At 51.0% G+C, this 19,509-nt stretch carries 17 protein-coding genes; 13 read left to right on the top strand and 4 right to left on the bottom strand.

Translation table 11 applies throughout. From position 1 onward, the window contains the following. Positions 1-41: 41 nt before the first annotated feature. The 3 genes from trkA to EWA64_RS08810 are packed head-to-tail and all read left to right on the top strand — an operon-like array spanning position 42 to position 3,416. Positions 42-1,418, top strand: a complete 1,377-nt coding sequence (gene trkA, locus EWA64_RS08820) for a Trk system potassium transporter TrkA (RefSeq protein WP_039435980.1) — start codon at positions 42-44, stop codon at positions 1,416-1,418. A 9-nt stretch (positions 1,419-1,427) separates the two neighbouring features. Continuing rightward, positions 1,428-2,873: a TrkH family potassium uptake protein gene (locus tag EWA64_RS08815; protein ID WP_061893125.1), complete on the top strand. Its 1,446-nt coding sequence runs from the start codon at positions 1,428-1,430 to the stop codon at positions 2,871-2,873. Positions 2,874-2,882: 9 nt separating this feature from the next. Next, positions 2,883-3,416: a DUF3157 family protein gene (locus tag EWA64_RS08810; RefSeq protein ID WP_061893124.1), complete on the top strand. Its 534-nt coding sequence runs from the start codon at positions 2,883-2,885 to the stop codon at positions 3,414-3,416. Here EWA64_RS08810 and trhA read toward each other — a convergent pair. Both trhA and EWA64_RS08800 read right to left on the bottom strand, forming a co-directional pair. After that, positions 3,413-4,057, bottom strand: a complete 645-nt coding sequence (trhA, locus tag EWA64_RS08805; RefSeq protein ID WP_039422432.1) for a PAQR family membrane homeostasis protein TrhA — start codon at positions 4,055-4,057, stop codon at positions 3,413-3,415. The genes EWA64_RS08810 and trhA overlap by 4 nt on opposite strands. 89 nt (positions 4,058-4,146) lie before the next feature. Next, entirely contained in the window at positions 4,147-4,938 is a 792-nt protein-coding gene (locus EWA64_RS08800) for a sporulation protein (protein WP_039460927.1), read from the bottom strand. A 600-nt stretch (positions 4,939-5,538) separates the two neighbouring features. Here EWA64_RS08800 and EWA64_RS08795 point away from each other — a divergent pair. From EWA64_RS08795 to EWA64_RS08780, 4 genes are all read left to right on the top strand, one after another. After that, positions 5,539-5,805 (top strand): YihD family protein, encoded by a 267-nt coding sequence (locus EWA64_RS08795; protein WP_039422426.1) that lies wholly within the window; start codon positions 5,539-5,541, stop codon positions 5,803-5,805. A 281-nt stretch (positions 5,806-6,086) separates the two neighbouring features. Continuing rightward, entirely contained in the window at positions 6,087-7,508 is a 1,422-nt protein-coding gene (ccoG, locus tag EWA64_RS08790) for a cytochrome c oxidase accessory protein CcoG (protein ID WP_039439348.1), read from the top strand. 50 nt (positions 7,509-7,558) lie between these two features. Then, positions 7,559-8,545: a serine/threonine protein kinase gene (locus tag EWA64_RS08785; RefSeq protein WP_061893140.1), complete on the top strand. Its 987-nt coding sequence runs from the start codon at positions 7,559-7,561 to the stop codon at positions 8,543-8,545. 31 nt (positions 8,546-8,576) lie between these two features. Continuing rightward, positions 8,577-9,176 carry a thiol:disulfide interchange protein DsbA/DsbL gene (locus EWA64_RS08780; RefSeq protein ID WP_061893123.1) on the top strand — a complete coding sequence of 200 codons (600 nt, stop codon included), beginning with the start codon at positions 8,577-8,579 and terminating at the stop codon, positions 9,174-9,176. A gap of 49 nt (positions 9,177-9,225) precedes the next feature. Here the strand turns inward: EWA64_RS08780 and yihG are convergent, their stop codons facing one another. After that, a complete protein-coding gene (gene yihG / locus EWA64_RS08775; RefSeq protein WP_061893122.1) occupies positions 9,226-10,107 on the bottom strand; it encodes a 1-acylglycerol-3-phosphate O-acyltransferase, YihG family in 882 nt (293 codons plus the stop codon). Between the two features lie 159 nt (positions 10,108-10,266). Between yihG and EWA64_RS08770 the strand changes: the two genes are divergently transcribed. Continuing rightward, positions 10,267-11,223, top strand: coding sequence for a DUF2860 domain-containing protein (locus tag EWA64_RS08770; protein ID WP_061893121.1), 957 nt, complete (start codon positions 10,267-10,269; stop codon positions 11,221-11,223). Here EWA64_RS08770 and EWA64_RS08765 read toward each other — a convergent pair. Continuing rightward, complete coding sequence (locus EWA64_RS08765; RefSeq protein ID WP_061893120.1) at positions 11,220-12,743, bottom strand: YifB family Mg chelatase-like AAA ATPase; 1,524 nt, start codon at positions 12,741-12,743, stop codon at positions 11,220-11,222. The two genes, EWA64_RS08770 and EWA64_RS08765, sit on opposite strands and share 4 nt — an antisense overlap. A gap of 468 nt (positions 12,744-13,211) precedes the next feature. On the opposite strand from EWA64_RS08765, the gene ilvG reads away from it, so the two are divergent. The 5 genes from ilvG to ilvA are packed head-to-tail and all read left to right on the top strand — an operon-like array spanning position 13,212 to position 19,491. Then, a complete protein-coding gene (gene ilvG / locus EWA64_RS08760) occupies positions 13,212-14,858 on the top strand; it encodes an acetolactate synthase 2 catalytic subunit (protein WP_039422409.1) in 1,647 nt (548 codons plus the stop codon). An 11-nt stretch (positions 14,859-14,869) separates the two neighbouring features. Then, the gene (ilvM, locus tag EWA64_RS08755; RefSeq protein ID WP_039422406.1) at positions 14,870-15,154 is read left to right on the top strand and encodes an acetolactate synthase 2 small subunit; all 285 of its coding nucleotides are present in this window, start codon (positions 14,870-14,872) and stop codon (positions 15,152-15,154) included. 11 nt (positions 15,155-15,165) lie between these two features. After that, positions 15,166-16,104 carry a branched-chain-amino-acid transaminase gene (gene ilvE / locus EWA64_RS08750; protein ID WP_061893119.1) on the top strand — a complete coding sequence of 313 codons (939 nt, stop codon included), beginning with the start codon at positions 15,166-15,168 and terminating at the stop codon, positions 16,102-16,104. Between the two features lie 12 nt (positions 16,105-16,116). After that, positions 16,117-17,958 carry a dihydroxy-acid dehydratase gene (ilvD, locus tag EWA64_RS08745; protein ID WP_061893118.1) on the top strand — a complete coding sequence of 614 codons (1,842 nt, stop codon included), beginning with the start codon at positions 16,117-16,119 and terminating at the stop codon, positions 17,956-17,958. 3 nt (positions 17,959-17,961) lie between these two features. Beyond that, positions 17,962-19,491 (top strand): threonine ammonia-lyase, biosynthetic, encoded by a 1,530-nt coding sequence (gene ilvA, locus EWA64_RS08740; protein WP_061893117.1) that lies wholly within the window; start codon positions 17,962-17,964, stop codon positions 19,489-19,491. The last annotated feature ends 18 nt before the right edge of the window (positions 19,492-19,509 follow it).

Genomic DNA, 19,509 nt, shown 5'->3' with positions numbered 1-19,509 from the left:
AGCACAGCTCAGTCGCCTGTTCCCATTTAAGAGAACAGAGTATGAAGATCATTATTCTTGGTGCTGGCCAAGTTGGCGGCACGCTGGCAGAGAACCTGGTCGGGGAAAACAACGACATCACCATCGTCGACAAAAACGGCGACCGACTGAGAGAGTTGCAGGACAAATACGATCTGCGCGTGGTCAACGGTCATGCCAGCCACCCCGATGTGCTGCATGAAGCGGGCGCGCAAGATGCTGACATGCTGGTCGCCGTGACCAACACCGACGAAACCAATATGGCGGCGTGTCAGGTGGCGTTTACTCTGTTCAATACCCCAAATCGCATTGCGCGTATTCGCTCTCCGCAATATTTAGCTGAAAAAGAGGCACTTTTTAAATCGGGAGCGATTCCGGTCGATCACTTGATTGCACCAGAAGAGCTGGTGACCAGCTACATCGAACGTTTGATCCAATACCCGGGCGCGTTACAAGTGGTCAGTTTTGCCGATGAGAAAGTCAGCCTCGTGGCGGTCAAAGCCTATTACGGTGGGCCGTTGGTTGGTAATGCACTCTCTGCACTGCGCGAACACATGCCGCACATCGACACCCGCGTCGCGGCGATTTTCCGCCAAGGCAGACCAATCCGCCCGCAAGGCACTACGATTATTGAAGCCGACGACGAGGTGTTCTTCGTTGCGGCGAGCAATCACATCCGCTCGGTGATGAGTGAATTGCAACGGCTGGAGAAAACCTATCGCCGCATCATGATTGTCGGCGGGGGCAACATCGGCGCCAGTTTGGCGAAAAGACTTGAACAGACTTACAGCGTCAAACTCATTGAGCGCAACTTGCAGCGCGCCGAAAAACTGTCGGAAGAGCTGGAAAACACCATTGTTTTCTGCGGTGATGCCGCAGACCAAGAGCTGCTGACGGAAGAGAACATCGACCAAGTGGACGTGTTTATCGCCCTGACCAACGAAGACGAAACCAACATTATGTCTGCCATGCTGGCCAAACGCATGGGGGCAAAGAAAGTGATGGTATTGATCCAGCGTGGCGCGTATGTGGATCTCGTGCAAGGTGGCGTGATTGACGTGGCGATTTCCCCACAACAAGCCACCATTTCAGCGCTGTTAACCCACGTTCGCCGCGCAGACATCGTCAACGTTTCCTCACTACGCCGCGGCGCGGCAGAGGCGATTGAAGCGGTCGCACACGGCGATGAAAACACCTCGAAAGTGGTTGGCCGCGCGGTAGGCGACATCAAACTGCCACCAGGCACCACCATTGGCGCCATCGTACGTGGTGAAGAAGTACTGATTGCCCACGACAGAACCGTGATTGAGCAAGATGACCACGTGGTGATGTTCTTGGTCGATAAGAAATACGTGCCCGACGTGGAAGCCTTATTCCAACCGAGCCCATTCTTCCTCTAGGACTGTTGTATGGTTAACTTTCGTCCCGTACTGTTTGTGATTGGGCTGGTATTGTCCAAAATCGCCCTATTTATGTACGTTCCGACGCTAGTGGCGTTTTTTACCGCAACCGGCGGCTTTCTCGATTTCGCCCAAGCGGTGGTGATTACGCATATCGCGGCGTTTATCTGTTTAAGCATTGGTCGCACCGCGCACTTTAAACTCAGCGTGCGCGATATGTTCCTCATCACCAGTTTGGTGTGGACCATAGCCAGTGCGTTTGCCGCGTTGCCTTTCATGTTCATCAACCACATCAGCTTTACCGATGCCTACTTTGAAACCATGTCCGGCATCACCACCACAGGCTCGACCGTGCTCAGTGGTTTGGACAACATGGCACCGAGCATCTTATTGTGGCGTTCGATTTTGCAGTGGCTCGGCGGAGTGGGCTTTATCGTTATGGCGGTAGCGGTTTTGCCGATGCTCAACGTCGGAGGGATGAAGTTGTTCCAAACCGAATCTTCCGATTGGTCGGACAAAAGCAGCCCTAGAGCAAAAACCGTGGCCAAAAATATTGTGGCGGTCTATCTAATCCTCACTGTGCTTTGTCTCGCGGGTTATTTGCTGACCGGGATGAACCTGTTTGACGCCATCAACCACTCCTTCACCACCTTATCAACTGGTGGCTACTCCACTTCCGACGGCTCGATGAACCATTTTTCCAAAGGGGCACATTGGGTTGCAACCCTGTTTATGTTTTTGGGTGGCTTGCCTTTTCTGCTGTTTGTCTCGGCGCTGCGTAAACGACGTCTAGACGCGCTGTTTCGCGACGCACAAGTGAAAGGCTTTACCTTTTTGTTTCTCGGCTCAAGCCTGGTGGTCGCGACTTGGTTAGTTCTGCGTAACGGTTATACCATCGCTGATGCGCTGCGGGTGGCGATGTTTAATATTGTCTCTGTGGTCACCACCACCGGGTTTGGCTTGGAAGATTTCACCGCGTGGGGCGCTTTGCCGACCACGTTATTTGCCTTTTTGATGATGGCCGGAGCCTGCTCTGGATCGACCTCAGGCGGGATTAAAGTCTTCCGCTTTCAGATAGCGATGACGCTGCTCAATAAGCAGATCATGAAACTCATCCACCCTTCGGGAATTTTCGTGCAGCGCTACAACAATCGCCCAGTCAATGACGATATTGTGCGATCCGTAGTGGCTTTTGGTCTGATGTTTTTTATCACCATCATCGCCATCGCTGCTGGTTTGAGTGCCATGGGGCTGGATCCTGTCACCAGCATTTCGGGTTCAATCACCGCCGTGGCGAACGTCGGCCCGGGAATGGGCGATGTGATTGGCCCAACAGGCAATTTTGCTCCTCTGCCGGATGCTGCCAAGTGGTTACTTAGCCTAGGTATGTTGATGGGACGGTTAGAAATTTTGACCTTGTTGGTGCTGTTCTTCCCCGCCTTTTGGCGACGTTAAGGAGATGAGATGAAACTGTGGATAACGGCCTTGATGCTACTGAGTGGTGCCAGCTATGCCGGGCAAGTGATTACCCTGCCCGATGGGCGGCAGGCCGAGCTGAATGATGATTTTACTTGGCGCTATCTGCTACCAGAACAGAGCGAGAAAACTCCGCCACCAATGCAGCTGCGTAAACCGCTACTGGCTGGTGTACCTATCACCCCCGGTAATAGCAAACCCGTGCTGCAACTTTCGCACTCTGGTGTGGATGTGATCCTGCGTGCGGCCGAGTATCAAAACGGCGAGTTGCTCATTCCGCTCTCCGTCGCCAATCAGAGCACGCAATCGGTGATCACTGTCGCCGTCGAGCTGACAATCACTGACTTAGATGGAGAAATTCTCTATCACGACAACGTCGTCGTTTGGCAATCGATCAAGCGTTTAGCTGAAACCTATTTGCGTCCACAACAGTTAGCGCAAGGCAAAACGATAAAAATCGCTCTGCCACCGCATGCTCAGTATCAGCTACAAGCCAATATCGTGCAGATAGACAGCCGTTAAACTGGCTGAACGTAGAGATAAATAGCCAAGAAGTGGCAAACGCATCCAGCCAAGACAAAACAGTGCCAGATGGCATGATTGAAGGGAATGCGTTTTGCCACATAGAAAATCACGCCCAGTGAGTAGATCACCCCACCACAGGCTAAGAGTGTCAGCCCACCCACGTCTAACGTGATCGCCAACTGGTAAATCACGACCAAAGAGAGCCATCCCATCAGTAAGTATGATATGAGAGAAAAGCGCTTAAAGCGGTAGACAAACGCCACTTTCATGATGATACCGAGCAGGGCTATCGACCAGATGACGATCATTAAACCAATCGCCAGTGGCGTGCGTAAACTCACCAACAGAAAAGGCGTATAGCTGCCCGCGATCAACAGATAGATGGCGCTGTGATCAAACGTTTTCAGCCAACGCTTGGCCTGCGGTGAGGGAATCGCGTGATAAAGTGTTGAGGCCAAAAACAGCACAATAATGCTGGCGCCGTAAACGGCCATACTGGTTATAGTTAAGGTGTCGGCGTTGTGTTCAGCGGCTTTGAGCAACAACAAAATCAGCCCAACAATCCCAAACACCATGCCCAGTGCGTGCGTCACCGCGTTGGCGACTTCTTCACGCACACTGTATTGATTTACTGACATAACAAACTGCACCGCACAAGATGACTGAATCTCGCGTCAGTATCGCACAATTAGCTTACACGTGTAAGCTAAAAATTATGACGCTTTATTTACGTGCTTTGTTCCAAAAACTGCACCACTCGCGCACCAGCTTCTTGACCACTCACATCAAGGGGAATCGTCAACTCACGCTTCAGTTTTCCTGCACCAAGCAGGCTGGCTAGCATGCCTTTTCCACCTTCGCGCAGGCGATCCACTTCAAACCATAAGCTCAACCCATCATCCTTACGATAGGCCACCATTTCCAACTCACGCCAACGCCCGTGATAAGGGCCTGCGGTTGGAACAAACTCAAATTCTTGCACAAAGGGCAACTCAAACCCCTCAGCCGCTTCGCATTCCACCTGGCGAATACGCAGCCCTTTCTCTTCCAACGCAGTGAAAATGCCATCCATCAACGCATCCGGTCGCACGGTCAAACTGTCTTTATCTGTGGGATCGACCGCCATCGCCACATCCAATCCCGTTTCCAACCAAACACGCGCATCGCCTAAGGTGATCGGCGTGTTGCACGGAATCGCCAAGCTCACATCAAAAACCCGCTCTTCACCTGGCTGGATGGTAAACGCATAGGGCAACGTCCACTTGGCCAACACATGCGTCTGAGCGACACGACGCAACAACTGGCTTTCTCGATCGCCACTGTCCTGTGCGACTTCGGCGATATAGCGGCAGCAAAGCTTCACATCGATGTTGTCAATCTCCTGCGCGCTCGCCCCACCATAGACATGGATTTTGAGCTCTGCCTGCTGGCCGGCGTACAACACATCCTGCTGCAGCACGGAATCCACTTTGGCACTGCCGATACCAAAACTGGCCAACGTTTTTTTGAAAAATGACATATTCACCTCCTTGAACAGACACTCAGTGTACTGATGAATCACCACTGGCGAATAGTATCCAGCTCACAGATAGTCACTGTAATCTTCGTCTTGTCACATCAGTTAGACATTTTTCCAGCGATTAATTGTGCAACTATCGATCGATTTTAATAAGGGTGCTAATCTATATATGATATGCATGCATATCGTTATTCCTGCACATTTATTTGGATTGGCAGACGCCAGAAAGAGCCACCCTTCAAATTTTGAAGTTCAACTCATAAATGTACAGGCCATTAGATTGGCAATGGATATGCCTGACCGTTAGGTAAAAAATGCGCCCAACAGCAGTCAGGTTCTCGCACACAAACCGTAGTGCAATGCGTCGTCGTAATGGTTTTGCCGTTGCTCCGACTGCAAAAAAAATGGCTCTTGGTATGACCCTAGTCGAGCAAGCCGCTCTGATGCAAACTCCGGCTAAAATCATTCAGGCAGCTTAATCTAAAAAGCGTAGCAGTTGCTGCGCTTTTTTCTTTTGCCAAGCCACACATTCCCGTTTGGCCTTCTGTTTGCAATTTGATACCTTAACGCAAAATACCTATAAAATTTGTGGAGAAAGAGATGAAGTGTCATCGCATTGAAGAGTTGCTTGAACTACTCGAACCCGAGTGGCAAAAAGAGCAAGAGATGAACCTGTTGCAATTTATCGTCAAGCTCGCTGGCGAAGCAGGATTTAAAGGCCCGTTGGAAACACTTTCTGACGATGTGCTGATTTATCACCTCAAAATGCGCAACAGTGCCAAAGATGAGATGATTCCTGGACTGAAAAAAGATCAGGAAGAAGACTTCAAAACCGCCATTCTACGAGCTCGTGGCATCATCGAATAACGTCTCACTGATTGATTTCCTCAAAGCGATTCCGATGAATCGCTTTTTTTATTTTCACCCGCTGTTCAGGGAAAAATTGCGTTAACTGTACTGAAATTTGTTGTTAAAGGTTGATAGCGTTAAAGAAATACAAATGTTATTGGTTGTATAATCGTCATTCATCAGTATTTACTAAAATAGTAGATAGCCCTGTTCAATTCGATGAATGGCGGCCTATCAGCAATGTCACTGAGCGCAAACAAACAGAAATTGCGCCACCAAAGCCTAAGAAGGATCAATCCATGAGTCAGGATAAAATCGATATCAAAGATGTGACTCCCAAAACGTTCAACCCGAAAACCCACAAAGGAAACGGCGATAGATTCAACCCCAGCAACCGGATTTACGTTCGTGAAAGCAAAGGGACTTACCAGAAGCTGCGCCGCTATGGTGGTTGGTTTTTGCTTGTCTTGTTTGCGATGGTGCCGTGGATCTCGTACGGCGATCGCCAAGCCATCTTACTCGACTTTAGCCACCAGCAATTTAACTTCTTTGGCACCACGCTCTACCCACAAGATCTCACCTTGCTGGCGCTGCTGTTTATGATCGCCGCATTTGGCCTATTCTTTATCACCACCTTTCTTGGCCGGGTGTGGTGTGGTTATCTCTGCCCGCAGACCGTTTGGACGTTTATGTACATCTGGTTTGAAGAAAAACTCGAAGGCAGCGCCAACAAGCGTCGCAAACAAGATGCCGGCAAGCTAACCACCGATTTGGTGCTGCGCAAAACCGTCAAACACATTGCATGGTTTGCTATCGCGCTGGCGACCGGATTTACCTTTGTCGGCTATTTTGTGCCCATTCGTGATCTGGTGGTGGATTTCTTTACCCTCAACGCCAGCTTTGGCCCGGTGTTCTGGGTGATGTTCTTTGCTATTTGTACTTACGGTAATGCAGGTTGGATGCGTTCGATCATGTGTATTCACATGTGCCCATACGCCCGCTTCCAATCGGCGATGTTTGACAAAGACACCTTCATCGTCGGTTATAACACCAAACGCGGTGAGCAACGCGGACCTCGTTCGCGCAAAGCCGATCCCAAACAGCTGGGCTTGGGTGATTGTATCGACTGTGACTTGTGTGTGCAGGTCTGCCCTACCGGGATCGATATCCGTGACGGTTTACAATACGAATGCATCAACTGCGGCGCTTGTATCGACGCTTGCGACACCACCATGGAGCGGATGGGCTACGAAAAAGGGCTGATCAGCTACACCACCGAACATCGTCTTTCTGGCAAACATACCAAAGTGATGCGCCCAAAACTGATTGGTTATGGTCTGGTGCTGTTAGTTATGATCGGGCTTTTCTTCGCTCAAGTCGCCTCGGTGGATCCGGCCGGGTTAAGTGTCATTCGTGACCGCAGTCAGCTGTTTAAAGTCAATAGCTCCGGCGAAGTGGAAAACACATACACGCTGAAAGTGATCAACAAGACGCAGCAAACTCAAGAATATCAACTGGATGTGAAAGGCTTGTCGGATGTCAGCTGGTATGGCAAACAAACCATTCACGTCAGCCCCGGTGAGGTTTTGAATCTGCCGTTAAGCTTAGGGGTTAATCCCGACAAGCTGAGCTCTTCAATTACGACAATTCAGTTTATACTGACCGATAAGAGCAACGACTTCAGCATTGAAGTAGAAAGTCGTTTCATTAAGAAACTGTAACTTCACCCTTAATTATGGAAAAAGGCTCAGTAATGAGCCTTTTTGTTTTTATGTCGCAAAGTGAGTTTAATTTTGCTGCGTTAACCCCCGATTTTATGTGGTACGCCCTAGAAAGCATTGGTGTGCGCGCTGAATCTGGATTTCTGCCGTTAAACAGTTACGAAAACCGCGTGTATCAGTTCAGCGATGAAGACCGAAAACGCTACGTGGTGAAATTCTATCGCCCAGAGCGTTGGAGCGCCGAACAGATTGAAGAGGAGCACCAGTTCACTTTAGAGCTACTCGACAACGACATTCCGGTCGCCCCACCTTTGGTGATCCATGGTCGTACTTTGCATCACTATCAAGGTCATTTATTTGCCCTGTTTACCAGCATGGGCGGGCGGCAGTTTGAAGTGGACAACCTCGATCAGCTCGAAGGGGTCGGCCGTTTTCTTGGTCGGATGCACAAAGTGGGCGGCCAACAACGTTTTGCCCATCGCCCAACCATCGGTCTGCAAGAGTACCTCCACCAGCCACGGGCCACTCTTGAGCAATCAGAGATGATCCCACATCATCTGCAAAATAGTTTTTTCAGCGACCTTGATCGGCTGATCAGTGCCATCGAGCATCACTGGCCCACTCATAACGACATTATCCGCTTGCATGGCGATTGCCATCCGGGGAATATTCTCTGGCGTGATGGGCCAATGTTCGTCGATTTAGACGATGCGCGAAATGGCCCAGCGGTACAAGATTTATGGATGTTACTCAGTGGCGAACGTCACGAAAAAACCATGCAACTGGATATTTTGCTGGAAGGCTACCAAGAGTTTTGCGATTTTAATCACGCTCAATTGAAACTTATCGAGCCTTTACGTGGTCTACGAATGGTGCATTATATGGCCTGGTTGGCAAAACGATGGCAGGATCCGGCGTTTCCCCTCGCCTTTCCTTGGTTCAATGAGCCAAAATACTGGGAAGGTCAGGTTCTGGCGTTTAAAGAACAAATCGCCGCTTTAGAAGAGCCCCCTCTTTCATTGATGCCGCAATGGTAACCAGCCTTACAACTAACGGAGAAATTATTAGATGAAAAAGTTGTTCGCATTTTTTTCACTGCTCATGCTCAGCCTGACAGCCAACGCTGCCAATTTTAAACAAGGTGAGCACTACAAAGTGCTGGATCTCGAAGCATCGAAAAAACCCAGTGTCACCGAATTCTTTTCTTTCTACTGCCCTCACTGCCATAGTTTTGAGCCAATCATCCAGCAACTGAAAAATCAGTTGCCTGATGGGGTTAAACTGCAAAAAAATCATGTCTCTTTTATGGGCGGTTCGATGGGACTATCGATGAGTAAAGCCTACGCCACCATGATTGCGCTAAAAGTCGAAGATAAAATGGTTCCAGTGATGTTTAACCGCATTCACAACCTGCGCAAAGCGCCAAAAGATGACGCCGAGCTGCGCCAAATCTTCCTTGATGAAGGTATTGATGCGAAGAAATTTGATGCGGCTTTCAATGGCTTTGCCGTGGATTCTATGGTGCGTCGCTTTGACAAACAGTTCCAAGATAGTGGCTTATCTGGCGTGCCTGCAGTGCTGGTGAACAATAAATACCTCGTTCAGGCGCAAGGCATCAAGAGCGTTGATGAGTACATTGAACTGGTCAACTTCCTGCTGAAGAAATAATATCACTAGGTTGATAAAAATCGGGGAGCCCAATGGGCTCCCCGATTTTTTAACCTCGGTGAATCTCTTTGAGCACAGCATCTTTTTCCTGCCAAAGATCGCCGAGCCACTGCTGAAACTGACGCTTGTAGGGTTTATCGTTGAAATAGTCGCCCATCACCTGCTCATTCACTGGTAAGACACGGATACGCACCACGATTTTACGCATTCGCCCAAGCAGCAGATCGCGAAAAGGTTTGTCGGTGTTGTGCGGATAAGCCAGCGTCACATCGATGATATGGTCAAACTGCTCGCCCATCGCCGCTAAAGTGTAAGCAATACCACCCGATTTCGGTTGCAGCAAATAGTCGTAACCCGCTTTACTGCTGCGCTTTTTCTGATCAGTAAAACGCGTTCCTTCAACATAGTTAACCACGGTGGTTGGCGAATGTTGAAACTTGGCGCAAGAGCGGCGTGTGGTTTGTAAATCTTGCCCGCGCTTGTGTGGATGGCGGATCAAATACTCACGTGAATAACGACGCATAAACGGCATATCCAAAGCCCAACAAGCCATACCGATAAAAGGCACGTACAGCAGCTGCTGTTTGAGAAAAAACTTCGGCATGGGAATACGATCTTTGAACACGCTGCACAGCACCACAATGTCGGTCCAACTGAGATGATTACTGATCAGTAGGTACCAACCATCCTTCTTCAACCCTTCTCCACCCTGAATATCCCACTCGACCCGGTTGGACAGAGACAAAAGCAGGGTATTAACCGTTGCCCATAACCACATCATACGATTGGCGGCCGCCGTAGCATGAGATTTTAAACGTATGGTCGGTAATACCACTTTGATGAGGGCAATCAGGCAGATTGAGATCGAACACACTGCTGAGTTGAGAATAACCAGAAAAACGTTAATCAAAAGTAACAAATATGCCAACATAATGATGTTCAATAACCCATTTATCAGGTGAAGAAAAAAACAGCGTGTGATTATACTGTTCCAAGGTCAGTTTGGAACACGTGAAAAAATGGTCCGAGTAGTTTTCACCAATTAATGTGCGCCTTCACCCGCGAACACAGCAAACCATAAGGATAAACCATGCAAAAACTCATTTTGGCAACCCTCATCGGCGTTGTCACTCAGTCAGCACAGGCAGGGCTAGCGGATAGCCAAGGCTTCAGCGGGGAGTTGTCACTCATCACCGGTTACAGCGCCAGTGAATCCAACTTCAATACCGAAGCAAAGGCCAGCATCAGCGATTATCGCGCCCCCTCTTCAAGTGAAAGCCAAGCACTGATTGGTACTCTGGGCAGCCTCGCCTACACCTTCGGTCAAGGGTTGGAACATCAAGTCTATCTGGGTACCTCTCGCGAAGATGTTGCGGTCGGCACACTGGCGCTACAACTGGGTTATAAGCACCAACTGCCGTCGGGTATCGTGCTTGATGTTTCACTCCTACCAACCGTGATGTCAGGTGAAACGTGGCAAGATCCTTATGCGCTCAACTCTCAGCGCCAAACTACCGATGAAGATGGCATGGCGTATCGCTTTAAATTGGAAAATCTCGCCGATGGGAACCTCAGCGCCGATTTTGCCTATGCCAGTAGAGACATCGAAAAGGATAGCGTGAACGATGCCAGCTTACGCCGAGATGGCAAGAGCTATTACGTCAAGGTGGATTATCGGTATATGCTGCGCCCAACCAGTTTCTTACTGCCTGCCTTTACCTACATTCAGCACGATGCAGATGGTAAAGCCGCCTCTTATGACTCCTACGCCGCCGATCTAAGCTGGTTTAACATCATGGATCGTCACCACTTAGCTTTCACCGCAGGTTACCGCTTGCAAGATTATCAAGCCAGCAGCCAGATCTTTGCTAAAACGCGCGAAGATCAGCAATTGAGCCTGTTTTTGGCTTATGAATATCAGAACCTGTTCATGCAACCTCAATGGTCGTTCATCACGCTCGCAGGCTACAACCAAACCAGCTCGAACATCGCTTTTTACGATGCGCAAGATGTGCTACTTTCTGTCGGGGTCAACTACCGTTTTTAGACCGCTTGTGCGGTCAATTGCCTGAGCAGCCGATCCATCGCCCGATAACCCAGCGCTTCGGCCAAATGAGGACGGGTTATCTGCTCAGCGCCTTGCAGATCGGCAATGGTGCGCGCCACTTTGATAATGCGATGATAGGCGCGAATAGAGAGCCCGAGTCGATGCAGCGCGGTTTCTAAAAATTGCGCATCTTCCTTGGCTAGCGGGCAGTAGGTCTCAATTTCTCGGCTGCCTAACAGCGCGTTCACTTTGCCACTGCGCTGCTGCATGCGCTCTCTGGCCAAGTTGACCCGCTGTTTGACCAATGCAGTAGGCTCCCCGCGATCCCCGCCTTCCGCCAACATCCCTTTGGGAAGGGCAGGGATTTCTAGCGACATATCGAAGCGATCAAGCAGCGGCCCTGACAAACGGCTCAGATAACGCAGAATGGCCTGTGGATTAGCACGTGCTTGGTTCCCTTCGTAATAGCCAGTTGGGCTAGGGTTAAGCGCGCCGACCAACTGAAAGCGCGCCGGAAAGCGGGTTTTGCCTTGCGCCCGAGAGATGATAATTTCACCCGATTCTAACGGCTCTCGCAGCGAGTCAAGCACCTTGCGTTCAAACTCAGGCATTTCATCGAGAAAGAGCAAGCCATTGTGCGCAAGGGAAATTTCGCCCGGTCGAGGAATAGATCCACCACCGACCAACGCCGCCATTGAACTGGAGTGGTGCGGCGCACGAAACGGCCGCTGTTTCCAGTTGTGCTCGGTGATGTCACTTTGCATCAGAGAGGCCACCGAGGCGGTTTCCATCGCCTCCTCCGTACTCATTTCCGGCAGTAAATCACGCAAACGTGACGCGAGCATGGTTTTCCCTGTGCCTGGCGGGCCAAGGAAAAGTAAGTTGTGGTTGCCCGCCGCCGCAATCTCTAAAGCACGTTTGCCCTGCTGCTGGCCGATAATATCTTGCAAATCCCGTTCATGGCTTTGGCGAGTGGGCTGCTTGGGTGTTTGATACAAAATCAAGCCTTGCTGACCACACAGGTGTGCGCACACTTCCAACAGCGATTGCGCCGAGCGGTGCCGCTCCTTATTGACCAGCGCCACTTGATCGCCATTAGCATGCGGAACCACCAACTGGCGTTGGGCCAGATTGGCCGCCAATGCCGCAGGCAATACCCCTTTTACGCAGCGCAGCTCTCCACTTAATGCCAGCTCACCAATAAATTCATGTAATGCGATATGCTGCATAGGAATTTGATCCGAGGCCGCCAAGATCCCCAGCGCAATCGGTAAGTCGAAACGCCCGCCTTCTTTGGGCAGGTCAGCTGGTGCCAAATTGACCGTGATCCGTTTAGCGGGGAACTGAAAATTACTGTTGACGATCGCGCTGCGCACGCGATCTTTCGACTCTTTCACGGTGGTTTCCGGCAAACCCACCAAAGTAAATCCGGGCAGACCGTTACTGATATGGACTTCCACACTCACCAATGGCGCTTCGACCCCAACACTTGCACGGCTATGAATGATGGCCAGTCCCATTTTGTCCTCGTTAATTTATCGGTGCGATTAAGCAAAGTTTTTTAGCCAGACCAGTTATATAGCTTGAAGCGCCAAGAGGAGAATGTGAAAAAAGAATGAGTTTTTGCTTGTCACACGGCAGTTTTGTGTGTTACCACTAGTGACGCAAACAATTTCGTACATGATTACATAACAGATTTAACGACAGACAGATGAACTTTGCCGCTCAAATTAACTCTCTGATTATCCTCATTATCGTGGTCCTGATTAGCACCGCGCGGGGGAGAGTGGGCGCAAAATAACCACAAGATTTTAAAAACCCCCGCACTGAAAAGTCCGGGGGTTTTTTTACAGCCATGGGTTGGCGAAGTTCTAAACTGAATACAATAAATTTTACAGTTCAGAAATGACGGGAAGTATGGGAGCGCACGCTATGTGCAATGAGTATGGAAATCGCTACCAGCCACAAGGTAGCCAAGGGGGTACACGATGACTGGAGCAGAGTTAGTCGTTGCCGCATTAAAACAACAGGGCATCAAAACCGTTTTCGGCTACCCCGGTGGAGCCATCATGCCAATCTACGATGCTCTATACGATGGCGGAGTAGAACACATTTTATGCCGTCATGAACAAGGTGCGGCGATGGCAGCGATTGGCATGGCGCGAGCCACACAGGATGTCGCGGTGTGTATGGCCACCTCTGGCCCCGGAGCCACCAACCTTGTCACTGGTTTAGCCGATGCTTTTCTTGATTCAGTGCCGTTAGTAGCTATCACCGGTCAGGTCGCCAGTTCTCATATCGGCACCGATGCGTTCCAAGAAATGGATGTGATCGGCATGTCTTTGGCGTGTACTAAGCACAGCTATCTCGTCACCGATATCCATGAGTTAGCGCCTACTTTGGCTGAAGCGTTTGAAGTGGCGAAAACTGGCCGACCCGGCCCTGTGATTGTCGATATCGCCAAAGATGTGCAATTGGCCAACGCGCCGGTTGATTTATTGCCTCCATTTACTCCTCCTGCCCCACCTAGTGTTTCTCCTGTGGCTATCGCAAAAGCGCAAGAACTGCTGGATAAAGCCACTCGCCCAGTGCTGTATGTGGGCGGCGGCGTGCAAATTGGCAAAGCGACCCACACGGTACGTGAGTTTTTGCGCCTCAACCCGATGCCTGCCGTCAGCACCTTAAAAGGGTTAGGTACCATCGAGCGTCACGATCCTCACTATTTGGGTATGCTCGGCATGCACGGCACCAAAGCAGCAAACCTCGTAGTGCAAGAAGCGGATCTTTTGCTGGTCGTCGGTGCACGTTTTGATGACCGTGTGACGGGCAAATTAGAAACCTTCGCTCCTCACGCCAAAGTGATCCACATCGATATCGACGCGGCAGAAATCAGTAAATTGCGTCATGCCAATGCACCGTTGCGCGGCGATATTAATGTCATCTTGCCTCAACTCGAACTGACTCGTGATATTTCTCCTTGGGTTCATCACTGTGAAAGCCTGCGCAGCGGCTTTAAGTGGCGCTATGACCATCCAGGCGAGCTCATCTACGCGCCGGGGCTACTAAAGCAACTTTCCGATCTCATGCCGGACAACACCATCGTCTCCACCGACGTGGGTCAACACCAGATGTGGGCAGCGCAGCACATTCAGCCACGCGAGCCACAAAACTTCATCACCTCAGCGGGCCTTGGCACCATGGGTTTTGGCTTACCAGCGGCGATGGGCGCGGCAGTGGCCAGACCGGATGCACAATCGGTGCTGATCTCAGGTGATGGCTCAATCATGATGAACATCCAAGAGTTAGGCACGCTGAAGCGCCGCCAGATCCCAGTCAAAATCGTGTTGTTAAACAACCAACGCCTTGGCATGGTGCGTCAGTGGCAATCGCTGTTCTTCGATGGTCGCCACAGTGAAACCATCCTTGATGACAACCCTGATTTCGTCATGCTGGCGAAAGCCTTCGACATTCCGGGCAAAACCATTACCAAGAAAGAAGAAGTGGAACCGGCACTCAAAGAGATGCTGGCAAGCAAAACGTCTTACTTGCTGCATGTGCTGATTGATGAAGAAGAAAATGTGTGGCCGCTGGTACCGCCAGGTGCGTCAAACAGTGATATGTTGGAAAACACCTAGGAGAGCCACTGATGGAACGTTATTTATTAGACATCAAAGCCGATGACAAACCCGTGCTGTTAGAGCGAGTTCTCCGTGTAATTCGCCACCGCGGCTTTGTCATCAAACAAGTCGCTGCGACACAAAACCATGAGAGCAAGGTCGCCAGTGTCGAAATCATCGTAGATAGCGATCGCCCTATCTCATTTCTCATCAATCAAATTGAAAAATTGTGGGATATTCGTAGTGTTGAGGTGATGAAGATTCGTAACGACGAACTCCCTAACAACAATCTACAACAACACGTAAGTGCATAAGGAAGGCAATAATGGCAACGAAAACAGCAGATTATATCTGGTTTAATGGCAAGATGGTTCCCTGGGCAGAAGCGAATGTCCACGTTCTGACTCACGCCATGCACTACGGCACCTCGGTATTTGAAGGGGTTCGCTGTTACAACACGCCAAAAGGCCCTATTGTCTTCCGTCACCAAGAACATGCACAGCGCCTGAAAGATTCAGCCAAGATTTATCGCTTCCCAATCCCCTTTTCGGTGGAAGAGATCATGGAAGCGACTCGCGAAACGCTGCGGCAAAACAAGCTGGATAATGCCTACATTCGTCCACTGGCGTTTGTCGGCAACGTTGGCTTGGGTGTTTGTCCTCCCACCGATACCGAAATGGACCTGATCATTGCCGCCTTCCCTTGGGGCTCTTACTTAGGGGAAGAAGCGTTGGAAAATGGCGTTGATGCCATGGTATCAAGCTGGAACCGCGCCGCGCCAAACACCATTCCGACCGCCGCTAAAGCGGGCGGTAACTACCTCTCTTCTCTACTGGTTGGTGGTGAAGCACGTCGTCATGGCTATGCCGAAGGGATTGCATTAAGTGTTGATGGTTACCTTTCAGAAGGCGCCGGTGAAAACATTTTCGTCATCAAAAATGGCGTCATCACAACACCACCTGCAACGGCCGCGATTCTACCCGGCATCACCCGCGATTCCATCATGACGCTCGCGCGTGAGATGGGTTATGAAGTGCGTGAAGCCAACATCGCCCGTGAAGCGCTCTACCTCGCTGACGAAGTGTTTATGACGGGCACCGCCGCCGAAGTGGTTCCGGTGCGTAGCGTCGATCAAATACAAGTGGGCGCAGGCAAACGCGGCCCAATCACCAAAGCGGTTCAAGAAGCCTACTTTGGCTTATTCAATGGCACCACAGAAGATAAGTGGGGCTGGTTAGATTACGTGTACCCAGAGACGAAGTAGGGAGACAAGAGAATGCCTAAATACAGATCAGCCACCACCACTCATGGTCGCAACATGGCCGGCGCACGCGCACTCTGGCGTGCCACAGGCGTCAAAGATGAAGACTTCGGCAAACCGATAATTGCCGTGGTCAACTCCTTCACTCAATTTGTTCCGGGTCACGTGCATCTGAAAGATCTCGGCCAACTGGTTGCCAAAGAGATTGAAGCCGCAGGCGGCATCGCCAAAGAATTCAACACCATCGCGGTGGATGATGGTATCGCCATGGGTCACGGTGGCATGCTCTACTCGCTGCCTTCTCGTGAATTGATTGCCGACTCGGTGGAGTACATGGTCAACGCGCACTGCGCCGATGCCATGGTGTGTATCTCCAACTGTGACAAAATCACTCCGGGAATGCTGATGGCGTCAATGCGTCTAAACATTCCGGTGATCTTTGTCTCGGGCGGGCCAATGGAAGCGGGCAAAACCAAGCTTTCGGATCAGATCATCAAGCTGGATCTGGTCGATGCGATGATCCAAGGCGCGGATCCTAAAGTCTCGGATGAGCAGAGCGAACAGATCGAGCGTAGCGCGTGCCCGACCTGTGGATCCTGCTCGGGCATGTTCACCGCCAACTCGATGAACTGCCTCACCGAAGCGCTTGGCCTTTCTCAGCCTGGCAACGGCTCCTTGCTCGCAACGCATGCTGACCGCAAAGAGCTATTTTTAAGCGCCGGTCGTCGCATCGTTGAACTGACCAAGCGTTACTACGAACAGGATGACGAAAGCGCACTGCCACGCAACATTGCAACCAAAGCAGCATTTGAAAACGCCATGGCTCTAGACATAGCCATGGGCGGTTCCACCAACACCGTTTTACACCTATTGGCCGCAGCGCAAGAAGGTGAGGTGGATTTTGACATGACAGACATTGATCGCATGTCACGCATGGTGCCTCACTTATGTAAAGTGGCGCCATCAACCCAGAAATACCACATGGAAGATGTGCACCGCGCGGGTGGCGTGGTCGGTATTTTGGGCGAACTTAACCGCGCTGGCTTGCTGCACAATCAATCGAAAACCGTGCTTGGCCTCACTTGGGAAGAGCAGCTTGCCCAGTACGACATCATGCTGACCGACTCAGAAGAAGTGAAACGCTTCTACCGCGCAGGCCCTGCGGGTATTCGTACCACTCAAGCGTTCTCGCAAGATTGCCGCTGGGATACTTTGGATGACGATCGCGCCCAAGGCTGTATTCGCACCAAAGAAAACGCCTTTAGCCAAGATGGTGGCCTCGCCGTCCTCAAAGGCAACATTGCGCTGGATGGCTGTATAGTTAAGACGGCAGGCGTGGATGAAAGCATTCTTAAATTCACCGGCCCTGCGGTGGTCTTCGAAAGCCAAGAAGACGCGGTGGAAGGTATCTTGGGTGGCAAAGTTAAAGCAGGCGATGTGGTGGTAATTCGCTACGAAGGCCCAAAAGGCGGCCCGGGCATGCAAGAGATGCTCTACCCTACCACTTATTTGAAATCGATGGGCCTTGGCAAAGCGTGTGCACTACTGACCGACGGCCGTTTCTCTGGCGGTACATCGGGCCTTTCTATCGGCCACGCCTCACCGGAAGCGGCCAACGGCGGCGCGATTGGTTTGGTCAAACAGGGCGACTTGATTGCCATCGACATTCCAAACCGCACGATTTCTCTGCAAGTATCCGATGAAGAGATGGCGGCGCGCCGCGCTGAGCAAGACGCTCTTGGCTGGAAACCGGTATCTCGCCAACGCGAAGTGTCGTTTGCACTGAAAGCCTACGCCAGCATGGCAACCAGCGCCGACAAAGGCGCGGTAAGAGATAAGTCTAAGCTTGAGGGCTAAGCGATGACCTTAACCAAATACACTGGCGCAGACTATCTGCGCCAGATATTGCGCGCTCCCGTGTATGAAGTGGCGACCGTCACCCCACTGCAAGAGATGCCGCGTTTATCGGCGCGCATTGGTAACAATGTGCAGATCAAACGGGAAGATCGCCAGCCGGTGCATTCGTTTAAATTACGTGGTGCTTACAATATGGTGGCCAATCTGTCGCAAGCGCAGAAGGATGCGGGGGTGATTGCTGCCTCAGCGGGCAACCATGCACAAGGCATGGCACTCTCTGGAACCCGTCTTGGCATTGAAACCACCATTGTTATGCCTCGCACGACGCCGGATATCAAAGTCGACGCGGTGCGCGGTTTTGGCGGCAAAGTGGTGTTGCACGGCAGCAACTTCGATGAGGCAAAATCCGAAGCTGAGCGTCTTTCGCAAGAGAAAGGCTACACCTTTGTTCCTCCTTTCGATCATCCTTTAGTGATTGCCGGGCAAGGCACCATCGGCATGGAGATGCTGCAGCAAAACGGCCACCTCGACCACATTTTCGTCCCTGTTGGGGGCGGCGGTTTAGCCGCTGGCGTGGCGGTGTTGGTCAAGCAACTGATGCCAGAGATCAAAGTCATTGCCGTTGAGCCAGAAGATTCCGCCTGCCTCAAAGCTGCGTTGGATGCAGGCAAACCGGTGGTACTTGATCAAGTCAGCATGTTTGCTGATGGTGTGGCGGTCAAACGCATTGGCGATGAAACTTTCCGTCTATGCCAGCACTACATTGACGATCACATAACCGTCTCCAGTGATGAAATCTGCGCGGCGGTCAAAGATATTTTTGAAGACACCCGTGCGATTGCCGAGCCTTCTGGGGCACTGGCGCTGGCGGGGCTGAAAAAGTACGCGGAAAAGCACAAGCTCAAAGGGCGCAACTTGGGTACCGTACTTTCGGGTGCCAATACCAACTTCCACGGTTTGCGTTATGTCTCTGAGCGTTGTGAGCTGGGTGAGAAACGCGAAGGCTTGCTTGCGGTGACCATTCCCGAACGTAAAGGCGCATTTTTTGAGTTCTGCCATTTGATTGGTGGACGTGCGGTAACGGAATTCAACTACCGTTACAACGACGACTCGCTGGCCAATATTTTTGTCGGTGTTCGCCTGCAAAACGGCCAAGAGGAACTCGATGGCATCATTCGCGACTTGCGCGAGGGTGGCTATCCGGTGGTGGACCTTTCTGATGACGAAATGGCCAAGCTGCACGTGCGCTACATGATTGGCGGTAAACCGTCCAAACCACTCAAAGAGCGCCTGTACAGCTTTGAGTTTCCCGAGTACCCAGGCGCACTGCTGAAATTCCTTAGCACACTGGGCACACACTGGAATATCAGCTTGTTTAACTACCGCAACCACGGCGCCGATTATGGCCGAGTATTGTGTGGTTTTGAGTTGGATGAAAACGACTTATCGCGTTTTTCCGCCCATTTGCGCGAGCTGGGTTATCAGTGTAAGGATGTGACAGACAATCCGTCTTATCGCTTCTTCCTTTCTTAAGCTTCACGCCCTGCTCGC

Source organism: Vibrio cidicii (genome assembly GCF_009665415.1).
GTDB classification, from domain to species: domain Bacteria; phylum Pseudomonadota; class Gammaproteobacteria; order Enterobacterales; family Vibrionaceae; genus Vibrio; species Vibrio cidicii.
This window is presented reverse-complemented; position numbering and strand designations above follow the sequence as displayed.

Excerpts from the sequence above, each read along its gene's own strand:
- ilvD (WP_061893118.1), top strand. The coding sequence starts at position 16,117 with ATGCCTAAATACAGATCAGCCACCACCACTCATGGTCGCAACATGGCC.
- EWA64_RS08795 (WP_039422426.1), top strand. The coding sequence starts at position 5,539 with ATGAAGTGTCATCGCATTGAAGAGTTGCTTGAACTACTCGAACCCGAG.
- EWA64_RS08815 (WP_061893125.1), top strand. The coding sequence starts at position 1,428 with ATGGTTAACTTTCGTCCCGTACTGTTTGTGATTGGGCTGGTATTGTCC.
- trkA (WP_039435980.1), top strand. The coding sequence starts at position 42 with ATGAAGATCATTATTCTTGGTGCTGGCCAAGTTGGCGGCACGCTGGCA.
- EWA64_RS08810 (WP_061893124.1), top strand. The coding sequence starts at position 2,883 with ATGAAACTGTGGATAACGGCCTTGATGCTACTGAGTGGTGCCAGCTAT.
- ilvG (WP_039422409.1), top strand. The coding sequence starts at position 13,212 with ATGACTGGAGCAGAGTTAGTCGTTGCCGCATTAAAACAACAGGGCATC.
- trhA (WP_039422432.1), bottom strand. The coding sequence starts at position 4,057 with ATGTCAGTAAATCAATACAGTGTGCGTGAAGAAGTCGCCAACGCGGTG.
- ccoG (WP_039439348.1), top strand. The coding sequence starts at position 6,087 with ATGAGTCAGGATAAAATCGATATCAAAGATGTGACTCCCAAAACGTTC.
- ilvA (WP_061893117.1), top strand. The coding sequence starts at position 17,962 with ATGACCTTAACCAAATACACTGGCGCAGACTATCTGCGCCAGATATTG.
- EWA64_RS08770 (WP_061893121.1), top strand. The coding sequence starts at position 10,267 with ATGCAAAAACTCATTTTGGCAACCCTCATCGGCGTTGTCACTCAGTCA.
- ilvM (WP_039422406.1), top strand. The coding sequence starts at position 14,870 with ATGGAACGTTATTTATTAGACATCAAAGCCGATGACAAACCCGTGCTG.
- EWA64_RS08800 (WP_039460927.1), bottom strand. The coding sequence starts at position 4,938 with ATGTCATTTTTCAAAAAAACGTTGGCCAGTTTTGGTATCGGCAGTGCC.
- EWA64_RS08765 (WP_061893120.1), bottom strand. The coding sequence starts at position 12,743 with ATGGGACTGGCCATCATTCATAGCCGTGCAAGTGTTGGGGTCGAAGCG.
- EWA64_RS08785 (WP_061893140.1), top strand. The coding sequence starts at position 7,559 with ATGTCGCAAAGTGAGTTTAATTTTGCTGCGTTAACCCCCGATTTTATG.
- yihG (WP_061893122.1), bottom strand. The coding sequence starts at position 10,107 with ATGTTGGCATATTTGTTACTTTTGATTAACGTTTTTCTGGTTATTCTC.
- ilvE (WP_061893119.1), top strand. The coding sequence starts at position 15,166 with ATGGCAACGAAAACAGCAGATTATATCTGGTTTAATGGCAAGATGGTT.
- EWA64_RS08780 (WP_061893123.1), top strand. The coding sequence starts at position 8,577 with ATGAAAAAGTTGTTCGCATTTTTTTCACTGCTCATGCTCAGCCTGACA.